This window comes from Bacteroides sp. 3_1_23 (genome assembly GCF_000162555.1).
Taxonomy (GTDB): domain Bacteria; phylum Bacteroidota; class Bacteroidia; order Bacteroidales; family Bacteroidaceae; genus Bacteroides; species Bacteroides ovatus.
In genome coordinates, this window is the sequence record NZ_GG774954.1 from 15,676 (window position 1) to 39,168 (window position 23,493).

The 23,493-nt window shown below is 37.1% G+C and carries 12 protein-coding genes; all 12 read right to left on the reverse strand.

Features of this window, described 5'->3' with window-relative positions; genetic code table 11:
* The 12 genes from HMPREF9010_RS08760 to HMPREF9010_RS08705 all read right to left on the reverse strand — a co-directional run bounded on the left by HMPREF9010_RS08760 (position 1) and on the right by HMPREF9010_RS08705 (position 23,411).
* Positions 1-2,322 (reverse strand): Gldg family protein, encoded by a 2,322-nt coding sequence (locus HMPREF9010_RS08760; protein ID WP_008649970.1) that lies wholly within the window; start codon positions 2,320-2,322, stop codon positions 1-3.
* 1 nt (position 2,323) lies between these two features.
* On the reverse strand, positions 2,324-3,259 hold the full coding sequence (locus HMPREF9010_RS08755) for an ABC transporter ATP-binding protein (RefSeq protein WP_008649971.1): 936 nt from the start codon (positions 3,257-3,259) through the stop codon (positions 2,324-2,326).
* Between the two features lie 39 nt (positions 3,260-3,298).
* The gene (locus HMPREF9010_RS08750; protein WP_008649972.1) at positions 3,299-6,109 is read right to left on the reverse strand and encodes an outer membrane beta-barrel protein; all 2,811 of its coding nucleotides are present in this window, start codon (positions 6,107-6,109) and stop codon (positions 3,299-3,301) included.
* Between the two features lie 164 nt (positions 6,110-6,273).
* Entirely contained in the window at positions 6,274-9,057 is a 2,784-nt protein-coding gene (locus tag HMPREF9010_RS08745; RefSeq protein WP_008649976.1) for an outer membrane beta-barrel protein, read from the reverse strand.
* A gap of 43 nt (positions 9,058-9,100) precedes the next feature.
* Positions 9,101-9,523 (reverse strand): carboxypeptidase-like regulatory domain-containing protein, encoded by a 423-nt coding sequence (locus HMPREF9010_RS08740; RefSeq protein ID WP_008649977.1) that lies wholly within the window; start codon positions 9,521-9,523, stop codon positions 9,101-9,103.
* 79 nt (positions 9,524-9,602) lie between these two features.
* Positions 9,603-12,146, reverse strand: a complete 2,544-nt coding sequence (locus tag HMPREF9010_RS08735) for a zinc-dependent metalloprotease (protein WP_008649978.1) — start codon at positions 12,144-12,146, stop codon at positions 9,603-9,605.
* 14 nt (positions 12,147-12,160) lie between these two features.
* A complete protein-coding gene (locus HMPREF9010_RS08730; RefSeq protein WP_008649979.1) occupies positions 12,161-14,746 on the reverse strand; it encodes a zinc-dependent metalloprotease in 2,586 nt (861 codons plus the stop codon).
* Positions 14,747-14,779: 33 nt separating this feature from the next.
* On the reverse strand, positions 14,780-16,459 hold the full coding sequence (locus HMPREF9010_RS08725) for a PKD-like family lipoprotein (RefSeq protein ID WP_008649980.1): 1,680 nt from the start codon (positions 16,457-16,459) through the stop codon (positions 14,780-14,782).
* A gap of 21 nt (positions 16,460-16,480) precedes the next feature.
* Complete coding sequence (locus HMPREF9010_RS08720) at positions 16,481-17,341, reverse strand: DUF4843 domain-containing protein (RefSeq protein WP_008649981.1); 861 nt, start codon at positions 17,339-17,341, stop codon at positions 16,481-16,483.
* 11 nt (positions 17,342-17,352) lie between these two features.
* Positions 17,353-18,855 carry a RagB/SusD family nutrient uptake outer membrane protein gene (locus HMPREF9010_RS08715; RefSeq protein ID WP_032852818.1) on the reverse strand — a complete coding sequence of 501 codons (1,503 nt, stop codon included), beginning with the start codon at positions 18,853-18,855 and terminating at the stop codon, positions 17,353-17,355.
* Positions 18,856-18,866: 11 nt separating this feature from the next.
* Complete coding sequence (locus tag HMPREF9010_RS08710) at positions 18,867-22,196, reverse strand: SusC/RagA family TonB-linked outer membrane protein (RefSeq protein WP_008649983.1); 3,330 nt, start codon at positions 22,194-22,196, stop codon at positions 18,867-18,869.
* A gap of 24 nt (positions 22,197-22,220) precedes the next feature.
* Positions 22,221-23,411 carry a FecR family protein gene (locus HMPREF9010_RS08705; RefSeq protein ID WP_008649985.1) on the reverse strand — a complete coding sequence of 397 codons (1,191 nt, stop codon included), beginning with the start codon at positions 23,409-23,411 and terminating at the stop codon, positions 22,221-22,223.
* Positions 23,412-23,493 lie beyond the last annotated feature (82 nt).

Here is a 23,493-nt window from a genome sequence, read left to right on the forward strand (position 1 = left end):
TTAATTTCTTCTGCGGAAAAACCAGATGCCAACTCCTATAAGTAAGAGGATAGCTGGTATAATGATTATGAAAATAGTTTTCATTGTACCAATATCTTTCACTCCGATCGAAAGTTTGTTATCGGTACAATGGGGACGGCGTACGTCGATCGGAAATTCTCCTCCGGAAAGCCAGCGGAAGCTTTCGATAATCAGATTAAAGTTTCCTGATCTATATCCTTCGCGTGAAAGAGTCAGTTCGGTGTTGCTTATGCAATCTGCATCACCAGAGATGATAATACGCTGCTCTTTATCTTTCAGTTGGCGTGAAAGGGCATAGGCTGTGATATAGGTTTGTTCTTTCTCTCCTGCCGAAGCATTACATTCTACTGGCAATTCCTGTAAATCTGTTTGTTCTTTTTCAATCCATACACCTTTGGCGTTTGTTTCAAGAATCGGAGTATATTGGAAGCCGTAATCGTTGTCGGAGGATGTAAGGGCTACACATCCGGGCATAGAGACGCGTAAATCATATTGGAGAAAATCTTCTTTGAATCCGAATGTAAGTTTTTCCGATTCACGGGTTGCTTTGGCTAGAATCAGATTAGGAGAGAAATCAACGGAAGATTGTGCCAGTTGGTATTCTTCCATTTTGATACCGAATTTGCTTAAAAAAGGATTCATAACTTCTTGCCTGCCTGTATCGGTGAGAATAAATAAATTACCTCCACGAGCCAGGTAAGCCTCCAGTTGATTTTCTCCTTTTTCTGTAAGCGGGGTTCTCATTTCTGCAAGGACCACGATATTGATTAGGGAAGAAATGGTGTCTCCGTGAGAAATGTCGATCTCGCAGACATCAAAGCCTTGATTAATTAAGGCGGCTCTAGAATATTTCTCAATGGAGAAGTTGCTATAATCGCGGTCACCGGATTTGGACACCTCACGTTCACCGTCTCCTTTGATAAAGGCAACAGTGGGAGGAGTTGAAATCATCTTTTTGATGGCTGCTGTAATTTCCGCTTCGGATGGCGTTGCATCCATATCTTCAAAATCACGGATGAAGGTACGTTTTCCATCTTGCGTTTCCATAATGCGAACAAATGTATTTTGTTCTTCACGCAGGTCGATGATTTGGCGGATTTCTTCCGGAGATTTGAATAAATGAGGATTCAAGTTATAAATCATGGTCATATAATCACGCATCTCATCTACTGTTTTGCCTTGAAACTTAGGATTATTTGCAACGCCGTTGGGGGCGAAATCATAATAATAGACATATTTCACTTGCAGGTCCGGTTTAGCGAGACAATAAGGTTCGAAGATTGTTTCATTCGCTTTCTTCATGATAGGGAGGTAGCGATATGATTTGTTATCAAGTAGGTTAACATAATTGGTAATAGTTACCGGTCTTGTCAATTTAGCTAATACGTGTTGGCTATTTTCGGTAAGTGAGTTTAGTTTTGTGCGTGTTGTATCCCATACCTTGATCATTCCCGGACGTGAAGTGAAATAGCCAATTGCCATTGCTGCGACAAAAAATCCCAGATAACTGATTGCTTGCCGGAAACGACTGATAGTTCGTCGGTCGGATGTAAGTTTGAAAGTGGTAAATGTCAGGAAAAGGGGTACTACGACCACGAAATAAATCACATCTTCACTCCGAATTACTCCATTCAGCATATCGATTGTTCTTCCGTTTATTGACAGCCAATAAGTCAGTTCGCGTATAAAATCGTATTCCTGGCCGATATTTCCTACAAAATTCAGTATGGCTAATACAATAAGTGTCCCAACTGCTGCTACTACTTGATAAGTCGTGAGTGAGGACATAAAGAGCCCGATAGCGCAATAGGCGCATATTAATAAATAGAGTCCTAGAAGGGCGACTAGTACAGGAGCCCAATCAAAAGAAGGGATTACCAAACTGCCATAAATAGCACTGGCTATCGGGACAAGCATCAGACAGCAACCAAATCCGATGGCTGCAAGATATTTACCCAATACGATCTGACCACTGGTGACTGGGGATGAATATGCCAGTTTGATTGAACCCGATGCCGTTTCGCGACTGATGAGTCCCATTGTCAACAATGGAATATAGATGTATATGTTTGATACGACGGAGGACAAAAAACCGTAACTACCTAAGAAGCAGATACCGCTCAAAGAAACTTCTTTGCCTCCTGACAGATCATAGTCGGTCACTATATTCTCCATTAATGACGTAAAACTAGATGCTGTCAGGAATGAAAAAACAATCAATATGAACCACGCAATCGGCGAATAGAATAAAATAGCCAAATCGGTTCGAGCAATACGCATTATAATCTTTAGATCTGTCATGTCAGATATTGTTTTTAAGTTTTCCCGATAGTTGTGCAAAGATAATGTCGAGAGAACAACGTTCCATTGTGATCTCCTTCAACCGCCATCCGTTCTGTATACTCAATGCTACTACTCGTTCAGTTATGTTTTCATTATCATCAAAGCGTATCCGGAATGTACCGGGATAGAGTTCTTCTATATTCAACACATGTTCTATCTTTGCTAGTTCTTCTATAGAAGGGGGAAGGGCAAATGTAACGGTGAAACTACTTGGAACCACATAGTTGTCAAAGTCTTTCATGCTACCTGAAAATACGACTTTACCATGTTCAATCATGCGAATGTCATTGCAGGTAGCTTGCACCTCCGATAGGATATGCGTAGAGAGTAGTACAGAATGATCTTCTGCAATCTCTTTAATCAAATTGCGTATTTCGACAATCTGATTAGGATCGAGTCCATTTGTAGGTTCATCAAGTACTACGAATGGTGGATTATGTACGATTGCTTGTGCGATTCCTACTCTTTGTTGGTATCCTCCTGAAAGATTCTTTATCAACCGTTTGCTGAAATGAGCAATGGCGCAACGTTCTTTGGCTGTTTCTACGGCTTCACGAATTTTAGATTTCTCCATTCTCCGCAATGTGGCACAGTGTATGAGGTATTCGTCAACAGTCAAGTCCGGATGGAGGGGTGGCTTTTGAGGTAAGAAACCAATGTGTTTTTTTGCTTCAACCGGATTTTTCCGTAAATCAATGCCATTGATAAATACATCCCCTTCCGTTTGATTTAAAACTCCACAGATGATATTCATGGTGGTGGACTTACCCGCCCCATTAGACCCTAACAGACCTAATATTCCTGTTTTCTCAATAGAAAAATTGATATCGCGAATGGCCCAATCAACACTATAACGATGGGATAAGTGTTTAACTTCGACAATAGGAGTACTCATGTTTTTTATTTTAAATGATTAATAGATTTCTTATTTATATTACCATACAACTCCTCTTGAAATATCCATCCGGTTCGATTTGATCTTTCTGAATTTCCAGGAGAAATTTATGGTAAAATATCGCCCGAAGTTCTCTCTGTCAATATAACTGGTATAGTTATCTTTCATTTGGATAATACGGTTATGATATGAATTTAATAAGTCAAATGCTGTAATGCTTACTTCTGCCTGTCGGTTGAATACTTTCGCTCCAGCATAAATATTTAAGATATTTTCTTTATCAATTTGATGATAGGTTTTGTTGTTCTGATGTTGATAGGTATATGATACCTTTGTAAAGAAGTACTTCAACATGGGAGTGCACGTCATGTCTACCGTTAAACGATTTGTTAATATCCGGTTCGATTGGTCATTCACTTTATTGGAGGCTTGTCGATAGTGGATGCTCCAATAGGCTGATGCACGTAATCGAGGAATCAGATTGGTAGCGAATCTGGTTCCTATCCTTGTTGTGCTTATTTTCGTTATATCCCGTATATTATCATAGTAGTAAGGCAAATGTTCATACTTATTGTTAATATTAACATCTAAATTGGATTTGATTTTTACGATGGGATACATCCAGGAAATATCCCAATCTATATTCCATGCTCCATTTAGATTGTCGTAACTGCTGAGCGTACTATTTGCAATAGCCGTATAGTTAAAATCAGGCAAGTAAGTTGCTTTGTTAAAATAAGTGCTCCTATTGGAGATGCTGTTTTTTATGAAAGCTAGAGTTAATTCCGAATTTATCAAATGTCCGTAGTCATTAAAGCGATACTGTTCTTTCCACCAAATTTTATGTATGGTACTGGCTTTCAGATTTGGATTTCCACTGCTGATAAAGTAAGGATTAGAGTTGTTGATTTCTGAACGTAGTTGTGCTATATTGGGGAGTTGACTATTTATGGTATATTTGATTGTGTGCTCTGCTTTTTCACTTAATCTTCTTCCTAAAGAAATTTGTACTTCTCCTTTTAATGCGTTAAATGATTTTTCAAATTTTGTTTGTGCCGTTTCTTTTCTATCCTTAATAATGGAATGTTTCCACCCTGCTGAAATATCAATGTTGAAGATTCCCAAATCGGGTAGAATAACGGTCGTTTCAGGGGTATGTTCTATCAGGGAATTTCGGTAATTATATGTATTTGTAGGGTCTGTTTCTCCTGTTATTTTGTTCCATGCAAGCTGATTGATATGGCGATTGTCCGATACAAAATTGTATATTAATTCGATGAATGAATATTTATCTTTTGATAACATGCGCTTTAATCCTGTTTTGGCTTCCCATTTATTTCCTCTTCCATTTGTTGGAATGGCTATGCTCTCTTGTAGACTTCCACTAGCCTCATTTTGTGTTTTGTTTTCCCGGTTTTCTTCTCCGTTGGACGAGCTATTCGAATAGTTCGCGTTGACGGAATAGTTCCAGTCTCCGAAGAATTTATTCCAACTAACTGCTCCTTGCATCTCTTGAGATTTACCATTGCCATTTTGTTGTAAAATGCCGGTAGATTGGATCTCATCTATGCTATTTGTTATTTGTTGCAATGTATGTTGTTTTGAATGATTAGTCGATAATGTATAATCAATAATTAGATTGCCCCATTTCTTATCATTCATACTGAATCCAGTACTCATAGTATGTTTATTATACTGATTTGTGTTCTGATATTGGTTTAGATAGCTCTTTTGCCAGAAGGCATCTGTAGCGAAGTATTCTTGTTCAGTTCGGGTATTTGCTTCTGTTGCGCTTCGTGCAAACTGATAGCTGCCTTTTATTTCTTTATAAAATCCTGTCTCTTTTTCCCAACGACGGGACAGATTGATGCCTCCAAAGCTATTTTCACTGTAAGTTTGCGATGGGTTCTTGGTACTGAGGAACATTTGCGGTTGATTGGTTGCTCTATTCAAATTGTTGTGCATGGCATTGATCGCTACCAACATTTTCTCGGAGAAGAAGTTAAATGTACCTCCTATGCCATAGCGTACATCATGGTCTGCAAGTTGTTTTTTTTCCATATTTCCTCCGATACTTGCTATTAGATTCCCTTCCTTCGAGTTTACTAATTTGCTTTTTGTCTCAATATTCAGAACTCTGCGTTTCTTACCTTTTCTGTTTTTACGTGTTTGCTCTTTATGCTCATCTTCATCATAAGCGGATATATATACAACATCATTGGCAGGAAGGTGATTCAATGCATTCATTGGATTCTCTCCAAAAATCTTTTTGCCGTCAACGTATGTCTTTTCCACATCTTTTCCAGCTACTTTTACACTCTGTTCCGAAACTTCTACTCCCGGCATTTGTTCCAGAATATTTCGTGCCACATCATCTTCCAATATGTTGATTCCTTGTGGATTAAAACGGATAGTATCGCCTCGATATACCATAGCGGGAATTTTACCTTTTACTGTTACGGCCTGTAATTGTATAACGCGGTCGGTCAGATAAAAGTCTTTTTGTGTAGTTTGTCCCTCGTGTACATAAAGTGTATCGGAATCTGCGATGAATCCGTCGGCCCACACGATGGCTCGTGCGATACCGACGGGAACTTTATTCCAAAAGAAAAAAACTGAACTTTTATAATCTTCTTTCAATGTATCTTTACCACATATCAGATTTGCCTTGACTGCATCAAGACTTACTTGCATAATACTTGTGCGCAGCTTTACTTTTCCATATTTAGTAACCTTTTGTTGTATAGTAGTGGAATCTGGTGGAGTTATCTTTTGAGCATACAGTATGTGTATATTACAGAGAGAGAGTAATATACATGAAATATAGATTATAGAAGTTACATTTTTCATCGAAGGCTACATTTAAAAATTAGATTTTGTAAATGGAAATAAGTTTTCAGATGTATAATCTAACTGTTGAGCATCAGAACGCATCTGTACTCTAATGACACCTGTATTTGCTTTAATTGTAACTTCCATAGGTATACCTATATAAGAAAAAACTAATATAAGATTCATATTTTGCCGGACATCGGCCTATATTCGCGTATGCTTCCGTCATTTGTAGTACCTTCGTAGTTCGACTTCACTTTACCAAACCGATAAGCAAAATTTATGGTGAAAAACCGTCCATAATAATTTGTCCACGTGTTTTGAATGTAGTTGGAATACATTTGGCTGTTGAAAGTCCGATGACTATTTAGTAGATCATATGCGGCAATACTAATGTCTCCTTTGCGATTTAACACTTTACAGCCTACATTCAAGTTTAGGGTGTGATTGCGATTAATCTCTTTATTGATTCCATAATCACGGCTGAAAATGAAATTATAATGACTACTTAGATAGAAGTATTTACATATTTGGCTTATATCTAACATTGCTCCTGCCGTCTGATAGAATGTTTTACCTGTATAATTTTCAGTATTGATGCTATGTACATAATGGGTATTGGCACTGATTGTTACTTTTAATCTTTTAGTTAGGCTGCAAAGTAGGAAATGTTCGATCAATGGAGCATAGGTACGTGTTGTTGTCTTATTTTCTCCTATATAATATGGGTTATGTTCGTAGTTGAATCCGGTAGATAAGGTATATTTGGATTTTATGCTACGTATAGGCGCCTGCCATATCAATTTGCCTTTTATGTCCCAATATCCTTCTACGTTTTCAAAACTAATTAGAGAACTGTGTGCAGGTGCTGTATATTGCAATTCCGGTAGATAAGTTTCGGCATTGTAATAGGTTGTCTTTGCAACAGGAGAGTGTTGGCGGATAGAGGCATTGATAATAACACCTATGGTGTGGTTATGTTTTCCTAACATACGATTGCAATTGAAGAGGAACGAATGTAGATATGATTGTTTTAAGTTGGGATTTCCACTGCGCAGCATGTAAGGATTGCTGTTATCTATTTGTGGGCGTAACTGCACTATGTTTGGTGCAAAATTATGCAGTCTGTAAGCGGCACTCCATGACTTTGTTATATCTGTATGCACAAAAGATATTGCTACTGTTGGAGAGATGAATGTTTTACGGTAGTTATCCATTTCTTTTTCTTTCCGCTTAAGTGTACTTTCCTTCAGTCCGGCTGAAATGTCACAACTTGTTTTTTGAAAGGGAAAAAAGTGAAATGAAACTTCCTGTTTTTGTGTCAGGTTATTTATTTTATAACTATATGTATTGGCTTCGTCTGTTTGTGGATTTGTGGGGCTCAACATATTCCAGGCGAATTGGTGTTTCCATCCGTTTTCGTATTTAACGGAATAGTCAAAAGATATTTGGGTGTCATTTTCTGGATTCAGTATATATATTAATTGCGCATTGCCGTTCCACTCCGTATTGCGGAGTTTTGATGGAATAGTCAGATAAGTTTGTGTTGTCGAACTTTCTAATGTGTCTATCCGTAATGAATGATTTTTGCCTTTATTTATATCTACTGAACTTTCTAATGTATATCCGATTCTGTCGGTAATACTGTTGACATAACTGACACCTTCCTTCACATGAAAATTCTTGTTTAGATTATCGTAATGCATCAGGCTTTTCGATGTTTGAAGATTGTTTTCTTCATTATAGATGTAAAGCGATTGCCAATCTTTGTTGTTGTTATATGTTATAAGCTGGTTCCAACGGAATTCTCCCCATTTGTCATTTGAATTGGAGAAAGAAAATTCGGAATAGTGATTTTGTTTTCTGTCACTGTTGCTATTTTGTTCTTCATAAAGGCGCTGCTGATAATTGTTGCTAGGAAAATAATGTTGTTCGGATCGTGTATTTGTATTATCGCGATTATATCCGAAAGTGTAAAATGCTCTAAATGTACCGTATGTTCCATTTTCTGTGTCCCATGAGCGTTCCGTAGCCAGATCTGCATAAGTCGTTTCGTTGTAAGTACTACCAGGATCGGAAATGGAAAGAACATTTTTGATATTATTTGATTTTCGGTTGATATTATTGTGAAATACATTACTTGTGAGTAAAAATTTCTCGGAGAAAAAGTTAGTGGTGAGTCCGAGCCCTTTACGGAACTTTCCTCTGTCGTTCTTTGAGTCCATGTTGCTGCCTGTACTAGCCAATAGGTGTGCCTTCCATGAGCTGATGAGTTTGCTTTTGGTTTCTATGTTGAGCACTCTGGTGAGATCCCCTCTGTACATTAGTTTTTTTGTTTTCGTATTTTCATATTCATCATAAGCCTTGATTTTTAATACATCTGTTGCAGAAAGATTCTTTAGTGCTGCCATTGGGTCACTTCCGAATATTAGTCTGCCGTCTATATAAGTTTTGGTTACTTGTTTTCCCATGATTTTGACGGAATGGTCGTCAGTCTCTGTTCCGGGAAGTTGCTCGACTATATTCATAGCGACATCCCCTTCTTGTACGTTGACTGCCTTCGGGTTGAATATTAGCGTGTCGCCATTTTGGGTCACAATGGGGATTCTGCCCTTGATGGTGACTTCCTCCAGTTGGATGGATTCATCCAAAATTTCTATGTAAAGATTAGAATTCTTTCCAGCTATTATATTTAATTCTTTTTCAACTTTCCGACACCCTATTGCAGTGATAATGAGTTTTGCTTTTCCTGTTTTTATGGGTTTGAAACGGAATACTCCATTTATGCTTGTTGTTTTCAGTGTGTCTTTTGCATAGATCAAAAAGATATTGGCACCGTCTAATGAACCATTAGATCCATTTTCTTGTTTGTGTATAATAAATCCCGATAGCTCATTTGTTTTATCTTGAGCATTTATCGGTAAAGTAATGTATAACAATAAAAAAATAGAAATAAATCTTTTCATATTGCTGTTTTATAAAAAGTTTAGTGATAGTATGTGATTCTTGTTATTTCTGTAGGGTTTGTGTATCTTCTACTAAAAAGAAATTAACAACTTCATGCCCTCCAATTTTTTGGGCTTGTGTTACATATCCTATATAGCTTGCTACGAGTATTTTTTGACTCGCATTAGAAACTCTTAGACTATATTGGCCATCAATGTCAGTAACTGTCCCATTAGAAGTCCCCAATTCGACAACATTAGCTCCAATTATTGGTTCTCTTGTTCCAGCATCATACACAATTCCTTTTATTAATTTTCCAAATATTCCTTTTGATGAGATACCAAACTGATCTTTATTGTTTTCTAGAATTTGTTCGCTATTTTTTTCATCTTTGACTTTTGTTGTTGGAGAAGAATTTGAATTCTGTGCAAATGTGCACGTCATTGTAGTAAATATGAATACAATGAATAAAATAATCTGCTTCATAATATAATTTTTTTAATTGTTATACATTTTACTATCACTAAACTTTTTATAAACATACACGTTGAATGGTGAGGAAAGGCTAAATTACCCTGTCAATCATCGCTATCAAATAATCGCATTTTCCACGTTCAATATCATTACTAGCCAAAGAACGAGCTTGTATCAAATAGCGACGTGCACTTTTCAACTTATCATAGCAAATGGCTTCGATATCTGTACCGGAGTAAAAATTAACAGAAGTCATAGGTTCCATACCAGATTGTTTTTCTGTTGCAGATATAGGGGCTAAAGTTGTCAGCAATCCTAATGCTTGTAACTTATGATTAGTTTGCTCGTTGAGAGCAATAGAAGTAATTTTTGTTGATACAGCCTTATCAATAGCCTTTAATGTAGGACACATTCCTTTTAAAGAACTGATATATACAGACAGTTGTGCAATCATTGGAGCACTTAAAGGTTTCCCATTTAAAGTTTCTTTGAATAATTGTTTCTCTATATCATTCAAATATGCTTCCTGGGTATATGGTTTAGTTGATTTCTCTACGCTCAATCCCATGCGCATCAAACGAAACATTAATGACATCATTGGATACCCGTTATTGTAAATCCATGTTGACATATCAGGATTGACACCACCTAAACGCAAAAAATCCTTATTAGAGTCTAGCCAACTTAAATCATAGAAGGTACTGAATATCTTTTGTAAGACTTTCTTTTGCATATCTGCCGATACCGGTTGATATGAAGGTACATTGCTTTTTTCGTTGGCTTCATTGATATAAATACCTCCGATATAAGAAGATACAGGTGACAATGTTTTATTGATTAATTCAATAATCACAAAATCAGGAAATAACTCCCGGTAATCATTGGGAATATTATTGTCGTGAAACCAGGCAGGACTATTTTTAACTACATACTTCACATGAGCGATTTGTGCATCTAAAGAGGCTATCGGATCATTACCTAAATCATAGTTTTGGCAACGCGGGTCTGTAGCATAAGCTGGTGAACGCTTTCCATAGAAATAGCGTGGATCTCCATCGTGTTCCATAGCCCATTTCTTCAACATGTCTGATTCATTTTCACTGGTGGCGGCATACAGATATTTGAGCGTAAATGCATCACATACACCCGGTTTGTCGACAATCAATACCACTCCTTTTTCTTTATCACCGGGCTGTGCCAGATAATTGTATAATACGTTGTCCATGACTGAAGCTGTGATACCATATTTTTGAGTAAACTCGGGTGAACGCAGTTCTTCAGGGGAATATGCTGCAGAACCAGCCAAATTAGTTGCCAATCCCAAACTAATCCCAAATGCTTTTAGCATACGTGCTGTTAGATTCTCACAGATCACCTCATCGGCAATGTAATAAGTCCGGAAGCGCGGATCAATCTCTGCCATTTGGTATACTCCATTGCGACGTACGCTGACGGCAAGGTCGCGTGGTACTCCTATCTTGGTACTTAAGATTTCTCCAGTGCGTAAGTCAGTGACATTGTACGCGGTAACTTCCGAGTTGTTGTTATTCAGGAAAGCAATCGTATTTATCATTGGGTTATTAGCACGGAAAGTTGAACCTTTCTCATACGGTTTTATTATGATTGGTTTTCCTATTCCTAAATCTTCAAATATTATATTCCATTCATCTGCACTTTTTTGGATGGCTTTTACCCAGCTATCTTGAATCAGAGTGTCGATGTAGAAGACAACAGGTTGTTGCGTCGTTATATTACGCCGTGTAACATAATATCCTTTCTTGAAACGTTTTTCATTACGATAGTCCGTGTATGAGATATAACCTGTTCCTACACGTGGGTTGGCTTCGCGGGTGTTCATTTTTTCTTTCGACAGTAGGGCTAGTGTCGTTTGTACCGACATGGTTAATTCCGGTTGTTCTTTGGAGACGAATCCCATGATGCTGATGCTCAACTTTGCAGTACAGTTTTGGGTGATACTGATACAATTGTCGAATGCGTCTGCAGAGTCCACAAAAGATGTTTTACTTTGAGGAGAAGCGCTTGCAATTGTGAGCATACCTCCATAACTGCGTCCGCTAAGATTGAGTACATCTTTATTGGAACAAGAGAAATAGGAAGTGGCATTAAATACAACAGCCGTTGAATCGCTGGTGTATCCTTCAATTGGAAATGCTTTGTAAATAGCATTACTACGAGATAATGCAAAAGCCGCTTCTTGATTATCGTCCTGTTCGTTGAGGCGAACATTGTATTTCGGATCTCGGAATAATATTAATGAATCGGTTTTATCAATAATCAGATACCTGCTTTGAGCAGCTTTTGTGCCCGCCAGCGAAATGTCACTTGCAGTAGTGATGGCAGAGTTTACTAAAAAATCCCGTCCCATTAATTCAATCGGTAGTTCCAGATAAATCTTATCCTCGTACTGATGAACTGTGATTGTCCCTTTATTGACTGTATGTTTCTTCTTATCTTTGAAAAGCTTGTCGTAGACACTCTTTTTTTTCTTTTGAACACTGTCAGTCTGTTGTTCGGTTTTTGCTTTTCCTTTTTTCTTTTTGGAGCGGGCATTGGCTTCATTTGTTGATCCGATAATCAACAAAATTGGCATCAACCATAAAAATAGTATTTTCATCTTTTGTCCCTCCCTTATTTTAAGTTGATGTCGAGTATCTTTAATAATAATTCATAGTGAGCTTTCGTCTTCCCTGATGCACTGGCTGCCTTTTGTTTCATCAGTTGTTTGGCTTTAGCTATATATGCGTATACATCTGCTTGTGTAACTTTAGCCGTCATAGAAAAACGATTCAACGGTCTCCATTCAAAACCTGCTACAGGGTTGTGTATAACATCCTCTTTGATAGCATGTCCCTGGCAACAAGTATATCCGAACTGGCGGTGATTGATGTCAAGTGGTTTTTCTCCGGCCAATGCTTTCCCAGCTCCTTTGATTGTGAAACCGGCAGTTTGCATCATCATGTATATATATTGTTTCTGGAGATTCATTTGGGATTCTGTTAATGTACATCCGGAAATGGTCGGTTTCCATACAAAATTGTATATCATGTTGAAAGCCTCGGCAGCAGTAAATGAATCTTTTTCTAATCCTTCGTATTGTGATACCTGAAAAGGTACAGGCAGTATATATCTCAACATGAAGTTTTGAATAGTTTGTTTAGGGGAACCGGAAATTGGGAATTTAGTTAACAAGTTTTTGTTGTCAAGCCAATTCAGATCGTTATAAATCTCGAATAGGTAATTCAGGGCTTCTTTTTGTTGTGCCTTTGGGATCTGTGCAAAACGTGGCATTGTGTCCCCTTCTTTAACTTCGTTGACAAAATAGCCGCCTACATTGCCTGCTACATGGGTAACGTACATTGCAAGTTGTTCTACGATACCAATAAATAAATCTTCACGGTATTCGTATGTATCGTCACCTTCGGAAATCCAACTTTCCAGATTATTCATGATATACTTAAGGTTCTTGATGCCATATCGAGTTGCTTTCATAGAGTTGTCACCAATATCTTCCGTTTGTGAACGGGGATCAACAACTCCATATACTTGTTGTTTTCCATATCGGTACACTGGATTCTCTTTAATGGCATCACTGATCCATTTGCCTGTTATAATTGCTTCTTCCTCTGCAGAATTAACATTGAATACTGGAGTATACGTCCATTTAATGAGGTATTTGTCGTATTCACCAAAGCGGGGAGGAGTCAATTTAACGCCACGTTCTTTATCGCCAGGTTGTGCTACATAGTTGAAGCGTGCATAGTCCATGATGGAAGGAGTGGTACCATACTTCTGTGTGAATTCCGGTGAACGTAAAGAATCTACCGGGAAGGTGGAAGAAGCTCCCATGTTATGCATAAACCCTAAACAGTGCCCGATTTCATGTGAAAGTACATAGCGCAACGCATCTCCAACCATTTCATCCGGAATATTGACTGTGCGTACATCTTTATCGGCTTGTGCTGTTTGCACGAACAACCAGTTGCTGATAAGTTTGATGACATTGTGATATAGATATACGGAGGCATTCAGGATTTCTCCGCTTCGCGGGTCTACCCATGATGGTCCCATTGCATTTTCAATGCTTGATGGAGCATAGCGGACACATGAATATTTGATATTGTCGGGATCGAATTCCGGATCATCTGTCGGGAAATCTTTGGCTGCTACAACATCTTTGAATCCAATCTGTTCAAATAATTCATTCCATTGGGTGACTCCTTCCCGCAGATATGGTTTCCATTTCTCTGGGAAAGTATTATCGATGTAGAAGACAATCTGTTTAGTGGGTTTCACTTTCTCTCCACGTAAGTAGGCGGCGGTGTCGGACGGTTGTATATCCCATCGATTGGCATAGTAAACGGGTACGGTCGTTTTAGCTCCTTCGCCTAGTTGTTCGCGTCCGGTAAAAAATACACCGATCCGGTAATCTGCCATACGTGGACGATAAGGCTTTTCTTTTAACAGCATGATGGAACGTGTCATTTCTGCGGTGAATGGACGGTCTTTTATGAGTGATGTTCCTTGTGAATTGCTGACAGAGAATGTATATGACAGACAGCTTTTAATAGAAACATTATCTTTGAAAGCCTTGATTTGTGAAATGTACGAGCAGTCGGATTGATAATTCTCTGTGCGATTGTACATTCCATAAATAGAATTTTTGTCGAAGGGACTCATCTTTTTATTGTCGCCCAGGAAGACGCTGCTCATATCAAAAACGATAGCAGTAGAGTCATTATTGTATGCTTGAATCTTTTGGTTGCTTAAAATTGCTCCCAGTGTACTTTTGCGTAAAGCTTCATCAATTTGTGTGTTACCAGTAATATAGTCAGTGTTTACCTGACGTAACTGTACATGTGTTTTATTGCGTGTGAATACTACGTGAAGAAGATCGGTCGGTTTAGAACCGACTACTGCATTGCCATTATCAGAGATACTGGTGACAGTGGAACCAATAAGCATATCTTTATTGATTAAATTCACAGGAAGTTCAAAATATACTTTTCCATCCAGCAGATGGAGAGTAATCAGTCCTTTGGCTATTTCATGCTTTTTCTTGAATAGTTTGTCATATTCACTTTCTTTTTTAGCAGGAGTTGTTTGTTCTGTTTTTGCCTTCTTTTTTTTCCAGAAGAATGGAAATTTACGCTGTGCGTCAATGGTGGTAGACGAAGCTACCACCATTGCTGCAAGTAAGAGGATTTTCTTTTTCATATCAGTTCTTTAATGTATTTTTATGAAATTAGATTAATATCCGGTTGTTGTTACATCTAGGATTTTACCAAAACCATCATAGATTAGGGCTTTAGAAATATCCAAGGTTCCTGCACCGGCCTGTTTCATCGGAACAATTGAGACTTTTCCGTTAAATTCTGCGGATTGGGTCACAATAATGAGGGCTTTGTTATTCCATGCATTTGGGGCAATAGTTGGTGGATTACCAGTCATTACATTAATTTGATTGGTATATTGCCCTTGTTGATATAACTTGGCTTTTGTAATTTTTTCTCCGTTACTGGGGGTAAACTGTGAGGTGGTGGAGACAGATACTTCATTTCCCATACCGTAAGTAAATGAGTATATAGCTGCATCTGTTACTACATATAATACATTATTTGTATGTCCGAAGAAAATAGATACAGCTTTGTCTAGTAAGGTTTTTCCTGTCGTTGGAATAATATATTTGTTTTTTGCAGCTGCTGGTTGTTCTGGTGAAGTCACAATCCATCCCTCCCAATTATCAGGATCTTCATAATGTCCTTCTTCTGCTTTATATTGGCTTAAAGTGTAAATAGCATAATTTCCACTATTATCGTCTTTAAGTAAGAAAGTGGCCAATGAGCCATCTTGAGAACTTGTTGCGGCAATAGCTGTTTGACTTCCCATGTCATTAGGATCGAAATCTGGATTTGAGATATACGGAGTACATGTGTTATAACTCGTGCCATTTAAGGAATAAAAGGCACCTTTGGGTTTATCTAACCATACTAAATGGTTGTCCCCAATACTAAATGAAGAATTTGCTGCATATACATTGTTATTGATTTCAAATCCATTAAAAACAGAATTAGGCATAGAGAATTTGTTACCTGCTACGTTTAAGAATGAATATAGTCCATTATTTGTATAAGCGATGAAAAGTTGTGAAGAACGAATATAAGATTTTACTTGAAAATCGGTGGGGCAATATAAAAATATTTTTTCATCTTCCCATGTCCCGTTTATTGAATAGTCCTCACAGTTGAAACGAATGCTTTTTCCTGTGGAAGAAATAGCCCAAATCTGATTTAAGTGAGAACTACCAAGTATTGCTGTGTTCCCCATCACCTCATAGGTTAATGAAGTCAATAATTCATCATATGCTGCTCCATTAGCAGTTTCTAGTATGTGACGAAATATTCTTTCTTCTTTTGTATATTGATTTGTTATTTGAGAATTGTTAATCAAAGTGAGATCTGTTGTTGTTCCGTTTTCACTATCTGCGATTAACAATCCGTCTAGGAAGCTACTTTGTACATATAATTCCCAAGAATAAATATATTGTAAGTTATCATTTGCTACATCTGTTACAGTCAATTTTAACGTATAGGCTCCATTTGATATAGGACGATTTATAATACCATGAAAGTCTTTTTCTGTACCAATAATTTCATAAACAGGATTGCTAGTTGAGGGTTCCTCGGTTACAGCCCATTCATAGCGCAAATTAGAACCATCAAAACCATCTTGGGTAATAGATGGTACAATATCGACAGGAGATTGATAACCTACGTATATTGAATTTTCTTGATTTTTATCGTTTATACTAATTTGTACTTCTGGAATAAGGTTTGTTACAAATGAACTTTTATCCTCATAACAAGAAGTAAACCAGAGAATATTAGGCAGCAGTAATATTATTAATTGAGTTATATTATTTTTCTTCATAATTTTATAGAATTATATAAATTAATATGTTCTGGCTTCTATAATTTGTCCTTTCAAATTACCTTCGTTATGAACTAGGGGGGCATCGGGATGTTCTTTCTGATACTTTTTTAGATAATCCGCTAATTTTGCAGCATAAGCTTCATATGATTTGTCTGTTACGAATAATCTATAATTGGCGAGATATTTATATGTAAAATATGTTGGTCTCTGTGGTTGGTCAGGATGCGCAGTCATATCGTCCCAATCATCCCAGTCTAAAGCTGTTACAATTGTTTTTAAAGCATTGGAACTATAAGCCGTTGTAGAAGAAGAGGTTGGAGCTAGAGATGATTTTATTAGTGAATTATATGTCATCCATAAATATCGTTCAGTTGCCGGAGGGGCAATGATATTGCTGTTCCAACTTAACGTTGCTGTGATATATTCTTTAGGTCCTAACCCTAGAGTTGATGACTCCTTTAGCTGGATATAAAGTTTATATGATGCTCCATTTTGTATTTCATCAGTATTAAACAGCCTTATTTTTATTGTTCCTTTTAAACTATTTGCGGGAATCACTGCAGCAGTTATTTCATAACTGTTTTCGGGGGCAGTGGTTTCCTCCGCATTGATTACATAATTCACAGTACGGTCTTCTGTCGATACATTTCCGACCAAAACTAAAGGCAATTCATATTCACCATATTCATCAAAGGGATTCTCCAGAAAAGAATAATTCCCTTTAAATATGTCGGTTTCTGCATCGTACTCATTCGTAGAATTGAATCTGACAGCATTATATTGACTGTCAAAATATGGTATTTCTTCCTTGCCGCAACTAATGAGGCATAAAGAGAAACAGCTTATCGCTAAGACTGATTTTATAATTATTTTTTTCATATTAATATTGTTTATTGTACACGACCGGATTGTATTTCGAAGGTAGGATAAGGCAATAAATATTGCGTATCTGTCATCTCTTCACTATAATTAGGAATGGATTTACACCCTGTTCGCTTATAGTAATAGAACATGACACCTTCGGAAATGAATTCTTTGTGATATTCTTTTTGTATTTCTTTTATGATTTGATCTGCATTTAGATTTTCAAGAGGGGTGCTGATACCTCTGTTTTCGCGAATCTTATTTAGCCTTTGTAATGCCATGTCAAGATTTGGGGTTGCACTTGTTGCATAGCATTCTGCAGCAATATAGAATATTTCAGGCAAGCGTATTAGAGACAAGCGGTTCTTATTGAATTCGTCTAAACTTGCTTGATGAATTTTCATAGGGACATATCCTCTGGAATCACTTTGGGTTTGATCTAACATTCGTGTGAAACGAACATCTGAATTTATGCCTTCATATATATTTTCAACATCTGTTGGAGATATATACATAGCTGTATAGTCTGTGTTGACGAAGTTGGGTATTATATATGAGGTAATTTTGGACGTAACGTCTGAAACATTTAGGCTAAATAAAGCTTCGGATGCTAGAGAACGGTTAGATTGAGAAATTTCTGGTAACAGGTAGGAGTAAGTGTACATATCGTCCATAACAATTCCATTATCACCGATAGCTGTGATTATCTCTTCAGTAGCATTTAAAGCTTTGTCTATGCTTTCTTTACTGCCTTCCCATAAATATACACGTGCTTCCAATGCTTTGACTGCATAATAATTGAGTCGTAAAGTTCTATCTTTGAAGAAACCATCTGCATCTATACTTGTGTAATAAGAAGCCGGATGTTTTTTTGTGATCGGGTCGTATTCCTTTAATAATTTTTCTGCGGCTTCCAAATCGTTGATAATCATCTGAAGTGTCTCCTTTCCTGTGCGTTGAGGAGTTGGGATCGATGATAAAGTTGTTACATATGGAATCGTTTTTTTAGAATTTAGTTCTGCGGAACGGTTTTTCCAATCACCATATCCATATAGGCGCAACAGATCAAAATGCATATATGCACGAATGGCAAGAAGTTCTCCTTTGATAACATGATAATAGACTTCGTTCAGACTTGACTCCTGTCCTTCCATATTAGTTAATGCTTCATTGGCATTGGCTATTACAGAATATGCTTTAGCCCAGATATTTTCGATGTCCGAGAATATTTGTGTGTGGTCGTAATTGAATCTTTCATATTCTTGCATTTCTTTACTATTACTTGAATTGGAAGTCACAGGATTAAATTGATGACCTAATATTTCAATTGCATACCAAGATAGTTCTTTACCATAAAGGATATTATCTGTCATGCTAATATAACAACCTATTAAGGATTGTTGGAATCCAGCAAGAGTGCTATAATGATCTTTTTCTCGAATTTCAGATCCTGAAGTAACATCGAACCAGTCGCTGCAAGAGGATAATGTTACTATGGACGTTAATAGGATTAATATGTATTTTTTCATCTTTATAAAATTTAGAGAGTGGCTGTTAATGAGAACGACATATTTCTTGCGAAAGGATAAGTTAAACCTCGTTCTATTTTTATAGAAGAGAACGTTGCAATATCATTTAAATAGAATGATAAACGCAGGCGTTGCATACTTAATTTCCTATAAATGGAACTGGGAAACTCATAATATGCACTGATGGAAGAGAGTGATAATTCACGCCGATCCTGTACAAAGCGAGTGGTAGCACGTGTGGTTGTTTCAGAATTAAATTTCTTGTATGGTGTTACTTGTCCGGGAGTAGTCCAACGACCAATTAGCAATCGGCGATCCACATTGTAAGCAATATTTGCATTTTCCACCCGACTGACGAGGGTTGAATTATACATTTGACAACCAGCAAGATAACTTATAGTAGCGCTTAATCCGATACCTTTATACTCGGCTGTGAAACCGCCTGTACCACGATACTTAGGATCGGAGTTACCAGCAGCGACCATATCATTGGCTGAATAAGTATAAGTGTAGGTACCATCTTTTTTAATGTATATTTCTTGTCCGGTTTGCGGATCAATACCGGCTGAAGGGACTGCCCATATTGTTTTCATAGATAATCCGTCTTGATACATTAATACAGGTGCAGAGGTATTATTATCTTCTGCTTGTTTCATCATTTTTTCATTGTAAGCCCGCATACTCTCTGACAAACGAATTATTTTATTTCGGTTATAGGCAAATGTTCCATATACATTTACAAAACCTTCTTTTCCTTGCCATATTGTATAATTAGCTTTAGCTTCAACTCCAGAATTACGTACCAATCCTAAATTATCTTTTACTATTGCGAATCCTGTAGAAGTTGGGATTGTTACATCGGTTAACATATTCTTGGTATCTGCTGAGTAATAGTCAACAGAAAGGGATAATCCGGCAACTCTCATATCAATTCCTATATTATGATCCTTTTTCTGTTCCCATTTTAATTTGGAGTTAGGCATGGATGCTAAATATGCTCCTGTAAATTTGCCAGCTAAGCCTCCATATACGACGCCTGTGTAATAATTATATGTAGCAATTGCTGCGTTAGTATCAAAGTTTTGATTTCCAGTCAAACCAATCGAAGCTCGAAGTTTTAACTGTTTAATCCATCCAACACCTTTCAAGATGGCTTCATTGTGCAGGTTCCATCCAATACCAAAAGACCAGCTATTGGCCCAACGGTTATCTGAACCGTATAAGGAAGATGCGCTTTCCCGAACAGTTGCATCGGCTAAATAACGATTGTCATAATCATACGAAGCGGCTAATAGGAAGCTGGCTTCACGGTTAATTGTGGAATAACCAGTAGGGGTACTGTTTTCTGCATATTGTTTTGCGAATGAAATATCTGCCTTCTGATTATTTGGGAAACCTTCTGCCGTGTGTCGATATGCTGATGATTTTTCTCCGGAGATAAAGGCACCGGCATTTCCAAAGATAGTATGTTTACCAAATTGATTATTATAGTTTATATTCAAGTCTCCGGAAATAGAACTGGATTTACCATTTTCCATAATATACTTACCACGCTTAAGTATATCATTAACATTTGCAAAAATGGAATGTGAGGCGGGATAGAAATCATCCATATCATTTCGTTTTTCAGAGACTCCTATACGTGCTGTTGCTTTCCAGTTTTTATCAACTTGCCATTCTGCATAAAAATTATTGGTGAATTGTAAATAACTGGAAGTAAAGCTGGTTCCGATAATAGAATTATACATAGGGTTAGCTACTTTGGTTGATGTTGAGCCAATTTGTTCTACCCATTGAACTATATTCCCATTTTCATCAGTTGCTTGCCAATATGGATTCATTCTGGAATATTCGCTAAATTCTCCATAAGGGGACTCATTACTTTTGTTAGATATGATTGATAGGATATTCTTTAGTAATAGTTTGTTATGTCTGTATGATAAATTTATATCACCCGATATATTGCGGCGGTCAGATCCCTTCATAACCCCAGTAATCTGATTATAAGTAAGGTCTAAGATTGCACGTAAATTTTGGGAATCGCCTAATTCTATATTTAGGTTATGTTTATGTCCTATGCCAGTGTGAAGTGGCTTGGATAACCAGTATGTATCTAATCCTTCTAATGCAAGTTTTCGTCGGCCATTATATAATTGATCTAATTGGATTTGTGTATTGGCGTTACTACTTGTATATACTCCGTCTAAACGTTCTGCTTCCAATTTTTCAAATGCATTACAAAGGTCATAACTGGTTAAATCCGGCATTTCCAAAGAAATACTACCATTATACGTAATACGCTGTTGATTTCCGGTTAAACGTTTTGTTTCAATAACAATTACACCATTGGCTGCTTTAGAACCGTAGAGAGCTTTTGCTGAGGCGTCTTTTAAAATTGTAATGCTTTCAATTCGGTTCATGTCCATGTCCATTATTGTTTCAGCAGTTGTTTCAAAACCATCAAGAATGAATAAAGGTTGATTGGGTTGATTTTGATAGTTGCTGCGCAAAGAACTGCTTTCTGTCGTTGGAAAACTGGAAGTTCCACGCATTGACATATCCGGAACACTATTGGGATTGGAGCCCATATCAAAATTATCTGCAATGTATATTGTAGGATCCAGATTTTTCAAGCTCTGGAACACATTCTGATTTCCGACACGCATCAGATCTTTGCTCGAAATAGTAGTTGCTGCTCCAGTAAAACTTTCCGCTTTACGAGTATAAATTCCAGTAACGATAACCTCATCTAATTTAGTATCACTTTTTAGAGTAATATTTTTTCGTACATCATTCCGACCACTATTAATCATCACTTGTTGAGTAGACATTCCGATATATGAAAAGGTGATAGTACATGCGGTATTAGTTGGAATCTCTATATTATATTTACCATTGTTGTCGGTTATGGCAAATCGTTGAAGATCACTAATCACAACATTAACACCAGGCAGGGGGGATCCTTCTTCATCTGATACAATACCGGTTGCGGAACGTTTATCCCCTTGTTGTTCCACTTTAGAGATGGTAACAATATCTCTTTCCATACTATAAGTAAGCCCTGTACCATTAAGAACAGTACGTAGTACGTTATCCACAGTTTCATCTTTTACATGGATAGTGATGGGTTTCAGTGACTTTGTCTGTTCTGTATTGTAGACAAAGCTTAATCCGGTTTGTTGTCTTAAAGCATCGAAAAAATCTTTGACAGTGACAGATTCCAGATTTAAAGTTACTTTTTTGCCACTTTCTGGAATGGCAAACATCATTGTGGGTAATAGTAATAATACTACTACCAGAGAAAGTATTCGGATTCTTTCTCTACTTTTTGTCTTTCTCATTCTTTCTTCTTGTTTAATTAGTAATTAATTGTCTGTGATTAAAATCTCTCTTCCTTCTATTTTTATTTGTAAATTCGTAGTACGTGCTATTGCTTTTAATATCGGGCTGATTGTGGCATAACGATCCATATTACCAGTAAATCGCAGTTGTTTAAGCTCGGAAGTGCCAAAGGAAATATTAACATTATACCAATGTTCTAGAATTTCGACAATATTTTCTAAAGTACGATTTTCGAAAATAAGTCGTCCTTCATTCCATGCTATGTAGGGAGTGAGGTCTACATTGTATATAGATATATTGTTACCTTTCTGTTCAATGTGTGCCAATTGGCCCGGCTCTATGAGTTGTTCTTGTGTACTTCCTTGAGGAATAATACTGATACTCCCTTTCACTAATGCGACTTCTGTTCGTCCAGAGGCGAATGTATTAACATTAAATTCTGTACCATACTGTTTGATTATTCCTTGGTCAGTGACAACGTAGAAAGGACGAGTATCTTTGGCTATTTTAAAATAGGCTTCCCCTTTTAGATAAACCATGCGTTTAGACTTACTAAACCTTACAGGATACCGTATTTCTGTATTATAATTGAGGTGTACGGTTGTTCCATCTTCAAAGGTTACTCTGAATTCGTTTCCTTGTTCAGTTGTTAATGTGTTTTTTTCTACTGTTTCAGGCTGCTGTTTTTGAGGTATATCTATATTTATATTGGGTGTTGATGGATAGATGAGCGCACCATTTTGAGCTATAGCAGTTGTGGAATGATTAACTTTAACTGGTGTTGGATATGTTGGAGTAAGTGATTGCTTGTCATTCCCGGCTAAAATTAATGTCGCTTTAGGAATTCCTGGCTGTATGGCATCTTCTAAGGCTAGATTGTCAGATATTTGTTTTTCAGAAGCAGTATAAAAGTACCATCCTCCTGCTGTTATTATTATAGGTAATATTAAAATAGCTGCATATTTTAGGAGAATTGATGTGACTGATACTTGGCAATATTTCTTTTTGAAATGTTTCCATGCCTGGTGTGAGTTAATCTGTGTATATGCCTCGTAACGCTTACGAAACGATGCGCTTGTTCGTAAACGATTGAAAAACTCTTCGTGTTGTGGAGAGGTCTTGATCCAATTGTCAAGTTGTTTTTTTTCGTGCTCTGTAATATCACCGAAGAGATATTTGGCTATTAATTTTTCTGTACCAGATTTTATTTTCATATATCTATTGTCTTATCATTTGTTAATAAGACAACATGAAGATTAAAAAGAGGTACAAACTTTCTAAAAAAGATTATTTTGG

Excerpts from the sequence above, each read along its gene's own strand:
- HMPREF9010_RS08760 (WP_008649970.1), bottom strand. The coding sequence starts at position 2,322 with ATGACAGATCTAAAGATTATAATGCGTATTGCTCGAACCGATTTGGCT.
- HMPREF9010_RS08755 (WP_008649971.1), bottom strand. The coding sequence starts at position 3,259 with ATGAGTACTCCTATTGTCGAAGTTAAACACTTATCCCATCGTTATAGT.
- HMPREF9010_RS08750 (WP_008649972.1), bottom strand. The coding sequence starts at position 6,109 with ATGAAAAATGTAACTTCTATAATCTATATTTCATGTATATTACTCTCT.
- HMPREF9010_RS08745 (WP_008649976.1), bottom strand. The coding sequence starts at position 9,057 with ATGAAAAGATTTATTTCTATTTTTTTATTGTTATACATTACTTTACCG.
- HMPREF9010_RS08740 (WP_008649977.1), bottom strand. The coding sequence starts at position 9,523 with ATGAAGCAGATTATTTTATTCATTGTATTCATATTTACTACAATGACG.
- HMPREF9010_RS08735 (WP_008649978.1), bottom strand. The coding sequence starts at position 12,146 with ATGAAAATACTATTTTTATGGTTGATGCCAATTTTGTTGATTATCGGA.
- HMPREF9010_RS08730 (WP_008649979.1), bottom strand. The coding sequence starts at position 14,746 with ATGAAAAAGAAAATCCTCTTACTTGCAGCAATGGTGGTAGCTTCGTCT.
- HMPREF9010_RS08725 (WP_008649980.1), bottom strand. The coding sequence starts at position 16,459 with ATGAAGAAAAATAATATAACTCAATTAATAATATTACTGCTGCCTAAT.
- HMPREF9010_RS08720 (WP_008649981.1), bottom strand. The coding sequence starts at position 17,341 with ATGAAAAAAATAATTATAAAATCAGTCTTAGCGATAAGCTGTTTCTCT.
- HMPREF9010_RS08715 (WP_032852818.1), bottom strand. The coding sequence starts at position 18,855 with ATGAAAAAATACATATTAATCCTATTAACGTCCATAGTAACATTATCC.
- HMPREF9010_RS08710 (WP_008649983.1), bottom strand. The coding sequence starts at position 22,196 with ATGAGAAAGACAAAAAGTAGAGAAAGAATCCGAATACTTTCTCTGGTA.
- HMPREF9010_RS08705 (WP_008649985.1), bottom strand. The coding sequence starts at position 23,411 with ATGAAAATAAAATCTGGTACAGAAAAATTAATAGCCAAATATCTCTTC.